Annotated in this window: 6 protein-coding genes; 3 read left to right on the top strand and 3 right to left on the bottom strand. The window is 73.8% G+C overall.

Annotated elements, in window-relative coordinates:
* Nucleotides 1-76 precede the first annotated feature (76 nt).
* A complete protein-coding gene (locus CCN56_RS29410) occupies nucleotides 77-1480 on the top strand; it encodes an MFS transporter (protein WP_086830992.1) in 1404 nt (467 codons plus the stop codon).
* Between the two features lie 24 nt (nucleotides 1481-1504).
* On the opposite strand, the gene CCN56_RS29405 is transcribed toward CCN56_RS29410, so the two are convergent.
* Nucleotides 1505-1921 carry a YciI family protein gene (locus CCN56_RS29405; protein ID WP_086830991.1) on the bottom strand — a complete coding sequence of 139 codons (417 nt, stop codon included), beginning with the start codon at nucleotides 1919-1921 and terminating at the stop codon, nucleotides 1505-1507.
* A 146-nt stretch (nucleotides 1922-2067) separates the two neighbouring features.
* Between CCN56_RS29405 and CCN56_RS29400 the strand changes: the two genes are divergently transcribed.
* Nucleotides 2068-2697, top strand: a complete 630-nt coding sequence (locus CCN56_RS29400; RefSeq protein WP_086830990.1) for a MarC family protein — start codon at nucleotides 2068-2070, stop codon at nucleotides 2695-2697.
* Nucleotides 2698-2729: 32 nt separating this feature from the next.
* On the opposite strand, the gene CCN56_RS29395 is transcribed toward CCN56_RS29400, so the two are convergent.
* Both CCN56_RS29395 and CCN56_RS29390 read right to left on the bottom strand, forming a co-directional pair.
* A complete protein-coding gene (locus CCN56_RS29395) occupies nucleotides 2730-3905 on the bottom strand; it encodes a winged helix DNA-binding domain-containing protein (protein WP_373412913.1) in 1176 nt (391 codons plus the stop codon).
* A 16-nt stretch (nucleotides 3906-3921) separates the two neighbouring features.
* Complete coding sequence (locus CCN56_RS29390; RefSeq protein WP_086830988.1) at nucleotides 3922-4722, bottom strand: alpha/beta fold hydrolase; 801 nt, start codon at nucleotides 4720-4722, stop codon at nucleotides 3922-3924.
* 160 nt (nucleotides 4723-4882) lie between these two features.
* Between CCN56_RS29390 and CCN56_RS29385 the strand changes: the two genes are divergently transcribed.
* On the top strand, nucleotides 4883-5869 hold the full coding sequence (locus CCN56_RS29385; protein WP_256962225.1) for a helix-turn-helix transcriptional regulator: 987 nt from the start codon (nucleotides 4883-4885) through the stop codon (nucleotides 5867-5869).
* Nucleotides 5870-5935: the final 66 nt, after the last annotated feature.

Below are 5935 nucleotides of genomic sequence, written 5' to 3'. Positions count from 1 at the left end.
CTTGGGATCCATGCGGGGAGCGTAGCAAGGGAACTGTACTCTTGAGTTCAACTGTACTGTGCCGTACAGTTCAGTTATGCCCAGGACACGCACCGCCGTACCCACCCCTGCCCACGTCCACCCACGCCGCTGGACGGCCCTCGCGCTGATCTGCGCGGCCCAGTTCATGCTGATCCTCGACGTCACCGTCGTGAACGTCGCGCTGCCCGCCGTCGCNNTCGGGCGTACGGCCCTGACCTGGGTCGTCACCGCGTACACCCTCTGCTTCGGCGGCCTGATGCTCCTCGGCGGACGGCTCGCCGACGCCCTCGGCGCCCGCCGGGTCCTCCTCACCGGCCTCGCCCTCTTCACCGCCGCCTCACTGGCCTGCGGCCTCGCCCCGAACGCCGCCGCCCTGCTCTCCGGCCGGGTGATCCAGGGCATCGGCGCCGCACTCCTCTCCCCGGCGGCCCTCGCCCTCGTCACGACCGCCTTCCACGGCCCCGAACGGGCCAGGGCCCTCGGTGTCTGGGCGGCCATCGGCGGCACCGGCTCCGCCGTCGGCGTCCTCCTCGGCGGCGCCCTCACGGCCGGCCCGGGCTGGCCCTGGATCTTCTACGTGAACGTCCCGACGGGCCTGGCGCTGCTCGCCGTACTCCCGAAACTGCTCCCCAAGGACACGGGCACGACGGGGGCCGGGCACCTGGACATCCCGGGAGCCCTCCTGGTCACCACGGCCACGGGCGCACTGGTCTACGGCCTGGTCGGGGCGGGCGACGCGGGCTGGACATCGGCCGGGACCCTGCTCCCGCTCCTGGGCGCGGCCGCCCTCTACGCGGCGTTCGCGGCGGCGGAGCGCAGGAGCCGCACCCCGCTCATGGACCTCCGGATGCTGACCCGGCGCCCGGTCGTGGCGGGCTCACTCCTCATGCTGGTCGCGACGGCGCTCCTGATCGCGTTCTTCTTCCTGGGCTCGATGTGGCTCCAGCACGTGCACGGCCTGGACGCCTTCCGCACCGGTCTGCTCTTCCTCCCGGTCGCGCTCACCACGGCGATCGGCGCGCACCTCGGCTCCCGCCTGGTCACGACGGCCGGCCCACGCGTCTGCGCGGCCGCCGGCATGGCCCTGACGGCCGCGGGCTGCCTGCCGCTCGCCCTGGTGAGCGCGACCGCCGACCCCTGGACGACCCTCCTGCCGTCCCTGGCGACGGCGGCCCTCGGCCTGGGCGCGGTCTTCGTCACGGCGACCACGACCGCCCTCGGCCTGATCCCGCCGCACGAGGCCGGCCTCGCCTCCGGCATCGTCAACACCTGCCACGAGCTCGGCGGCGGCATCGGAGTGGCCGTGGCCTCCACCCTCGCCCTCGGCGCCGTCACGACGGGCTTCACCACCGCCTTCACCGTCTGCACCGCCACGGCCGCCGCGGCGGCCCTGGCGGCCCCGCTCCTCGTCCCCCGGGGAAGGCCCCGCGCGTCGGGCGGGGCCCACGGGATGCACTGAACGCACGGGGCATCCGCACCGGACTCAGTCCTGGCCCGGGCCCGTCTCGTCGATCGGGCGGATGACCACCGGGTGGTCGGGGGAGCCGGGCGGGACCGGGCAGCGGGCGACCTGGGCGGCGATCTCCGTGACGCGCTCCAGGGAGGCGCAGTCGAGGACCCAGTAGCCGGCGAGGACCTCCTTGGTCTCGGCGTACGGGCCGTCGGTGACGACCGGCTCGCCGTCACCGTCCACCGTGACGAAGCGGGTCGTGGACGGGGCGGCGAGGCCCTGGGCGTCGACCATCTCGCCGCGCGCGGCCGCGTCCTCGGTGACCGCGTTCATGTGGTCGAACATCGCCTGGAGCTGTGCCTTGTCCCAGGCGGGGTACTGCGCGGAGCCGCGGCCCGCCATCGCTTCGTAGTCGGCCTGCGATCCCTGCACCATCACCAGGTACTTCATGACGACCTCCTCGCTCGTGCTCTGCTGTCACTGCCTCTCGCAGCAGAGTCGGAGCCGGACCGCCGTTCTCGACACCGCGCGGAGGGGAACCGGGAAAACGGAAGAAATCACCCGAACACATCAGGAAGCCGGTCAAGATCTCCGGTGTGAACGCACTCACCTTCTCCGCCGCCTTCATCGCCTTCTTCTCCGTCGTCGGGCCCCCGAAGGTGCTCCTCGCCTTCGCCGGCCTCGCCCAGGTCCACGAGGTCCGCCAGCTGCGGACCATCGCGCTCATCTCCTCCGGCGCGGCCGTCCTCGTCGGCCTCGTCACCGGCATCGCGGCGCCCTGGCTGCTCGACCTCTTCCACATCAGCACGCCCGCCCTCCAGCTCGCGGGCGGCGTCATCTTCTTCATCTACGCCGTCGGCCTCGTCCTCGGCCTCCACCTCGGCTCCGACGGCACCCACCAGGACTCCCCCGACCTGGTCAGCGGGGTGCGCGAGCTGCTCATGCCGTACGTCGTGAGCCCGCTCGCCATGACCGCGGTGCTCATCGAGGCGGCCGCCCGCGACTCCTTCACCTGGCGCTCGACGGTCGTCGGCGCGTACGTGTCGGTCATCGTCCTCGACCTCGTCTGCGTCCTGCTCCTCGCCCGGATCCTGCGCCGCACCCACCACGCCACGATCGAGCTCCTCGGCCGCCTGCTCGGCCTGCTGCTCGCCGCCGTCGGCGTCGACCTGGTCCTCGACGGCCTCTTCGACCTGGGAGTCCCGGGCCTGGAGGCCCGTCACTAGGGCCCGTCCGGCGGACCAGGGCCGGACAGGTCCTAGGGGGCGCTCAACTCCCGCTCCAGCGGCGTCCGGAACCGGGGCGTCACCCGCACGTCCCCCAGCCACCCCGCAAGCCGCTCCGCCTCCGCCCCGATCGCCCGCTCCGCCTCCGCGCCCACGTCGGCGAGCAGCCGGTGGACGGGGGAGCCGTCCGGGCGCTGCGCCCAGCCGCCGACGATCCGGCCGTTCCACCACACCGTCGGCCCGATGTTCCCGCTGCGGTCGAACAGCACCGCCCGATGGCCCGGGTCCAGGTACCAGTCACGGCCCTGCCAGCCCATCGACGTCGGGTCGAGCGCGGGCAGCAGCGCCGCCCACGGTTCCGGCGACGGGACGGGCTCCAGGTCGTCCGGCAGGACGAACCCCGTCCCCCCGTCCACCGTCACCGGCACCGCCCCCACCGCCGCGAGCGCCTTGCGCACGTCGGTGACCTTCCACCCCGTCCACCACGTCAGATCCGCCTCGGTCGCGGGCCCGCACGCCCCGAGCCAGTGCCCGAGCAGCTCCGCCCGCGCCTCCGCCGGATCCCGTACGGGATGCTCCTGGGCGAGCGCCCACCGGAAGCGGCTCGACGTCCACGAACCCTGCGGCCTGCCCCGTACGATCCGGCCCTCCATGCCGAGCACCCGCAGCACCCGGCTGGCGACGGACTGCACGCCCTCCTGGCGCGTCCCGGGCCCGTACAGATACGTCGACCTCAACCTCGGTACGGCACCACCGAGTTCGGCCCCGGTCGCCTCGCCCCGTACGGCCAGCTCGCCGAGTACGAGCCGCTCGGTCTCCGCGAGCCACTCCCCGTCGAAGTCGCTGCCGGCCGCCAAGTGCTTGAGGAGCGTGGTGCGTTCGCGTACGGCGGCGGGTCGGGTCGTCGAGGCCTGGACGGCGGCGGCGAGGGAGGACGGGAAGACGAAGACCGTGTGCCGCATGCCGTGCATCCGGACCAGGGACCCGTCCTCGTACAGCGCCCGCTCCACCGCCCCGACCGGCTCGACGCCCCCGGTCAGCCGGGCCGCCACCGCGAGGAACACGCTCGCCGGATCCGTCCCGTGCAGCGCCACCAGCGCGTCCCCGACCTCCGCCGCCGACCCGGCCCGCGCGCTCCGGGCCAGCCGGTGCCGCACCCCGAGCCGGGCCCGCCGCTCGGCCGCATCGATGATCCTGGTCTCTCCCATGGGCCCCATGATGGGTTCAGGAGCCGGTCGGGTTGAGGAACTCCGTCACGGTCTTCACGAACTCGTCCTCCTTCTCGAAGAACATGACGTGCCCGGCGTCGATCTCCGCGTACGTGCTGCGGGCGATCGCCGCGTGCAGCTCCCGGCTGTTCTCCACCGGCACGGTGATGTCCTGCGTACCGCCGACGACCAGCGTCTCCGCCGTGATCCGGGGCAGCAGCGCGCGGATGTCGACCGTCAGGTCGAGCGCCACGTGCCGCAGGGTGCCCGGGGTGGGCGGCATGTTCGGGACGAGGGCCTCGACGCCCTCGCGGCCGATCGCGTTGAGGAAGCTCCGGCTGAACCCGGTCATCGTCACGCTCCGCCCGAAGCCCGCCGGGTCGAACTCGCCGAGCCGCTGCCACAGCGTGAACAGGTTCCGCAGGTACTCGTCGCCGTCGGTGTACGCCCACCCCGCCACCAGCACGAGCCGCTCGACCAGATCCGGGCGGAGGGCGGCGACGGCGGCGGACACCGGGGCGCCCATCGAGAACCCGAGCAGGTCGACCGGGCCGGTGCCGGCGTCCTCGATGACGGCGATGACCTGCGCGGCGAGCGTCTCGACGGTCAGCGGGCCGCCGTCGTCGACGGTCCGGTCGGCGCCGGACAGATCCAGGGTGATCACCCGGCGGTCGGCGGTGAAACGGGGCGCGGTCCGGCCCCAGTTGATGACGGCGCCACCGGAACCGGTGCCGTGGACGAGGAGGAGGGCGGGCCCGGAACCCGAGCCCTCGACGTCGTAGTGGACGAGGGCGGTGCCGACGGTGACGGTGGCCATGATCTGTGCTCCCGGTGGGATGCCGGCTCCCCGGCGGGGAGGCGGTCGGTGGCTGACACCGAGGACTCTGCCGACCCCCGGAAGGGCCCGGGAGAGCCCTTCCGACCCTGGGACCGCCGATCCCTGGATACGGCCGCCCGCACCCGGCACCATGATCGGCATGACGATCGACCGCAGTGACCGCAGTGACCGCAGTGACCGCAGTGACCGCAGTGACCGAGGCGACCGCGGTGACCGAGGCGACCGCAGTGACCGAGGCGACCGCGGTGACCGAGGCGACCGCATCGACCGCGGTGACCGCATCGACCGCCGTGAACTGGCCGACTTCCTGCGCCGTTCCCGCGAGCGGGTCCGCCCGCAGGACGCGGGCCTCCCGGCCGGCCCCCGGCGCCGTACGCCCGGACTGCGCCGCGAGGAGGTCGCCCAGCTCGCCGGCATGTCCGCCGACTACTACATCCGCCTGGAGCAGGCCCGCGGCCCGCAGCCCTCGCCGCAGATGCTCGCCGCGCTGGCCCGCGCACTGCGCCTCGACAACGACGGGCGCGACCACCTCCACCTCCTCGCCGGCCACCGCCCGCCTGCCGGCGCCACGGCCGGCGACCACGTCGCACCGGGCCTGCTCCACCTGCTCGACCAGCTGGAGACGACCCCGGCGCAGGTCCTGAGCGACCTCGGGGACGTCCTCGCCCAGAACGCGATGGCGCAGTCCCTGCTGGGCGGGGTGTGCACGGTGTCGGAGCACGGGCGGAACGTGGTGTGGCGCTGGTTCGCCGATCCGGCGAACCGCGCGGCGTACCCGCCCGAGGAGCACGCGTACTACAGCCGCCTCCACGTCGCCGACCTGCGCGCGGCCGTCGGCCGCCGCTCCGGAGACCCGGCCGCCATGCGCCTGGTGGAGCGCCTGCGCGGGGCGAGCGAGGAGTTCACGGAGCTGTGGGAACGGCACGAGGTGGCGGTCCGCCGGCACAGCCGGATGCGGGTGGCGCACCCGGTGATCGGCGCGGTCGACCTGGACTGCCAGGTGCTGCTCGCCCCGGAGGGCGAACAGCGCCTCGTCCTCTACACCCCGCCGCCGGGCACGGACGCGGGGGACCGCCTCGCGCTGCTCCGGGTGGTGGGCACGGAACAGTTCACGCCCGCCACGTGAGGGTCGGACGGCGGCAAGGGGTCAGTGCGGGAATTCTCGGTGCGGGAATTCTCGGTGCGGGAATTC

Source organism: Streptomyces sp. NRRL B-24572, assembly GCF_002156145.1.
GTDB lineage: Bacteria > Actinomycetota > Actinomycetes > Streptomycetales > Streptomycetaceae > Streptomyces > Streptomyces vietnamensis.
The sequence above is the reverse complement of the archived record's forward strand: the minus strand, read 5'-3'. Positions and strand labels throughout refer to the sequence as shown.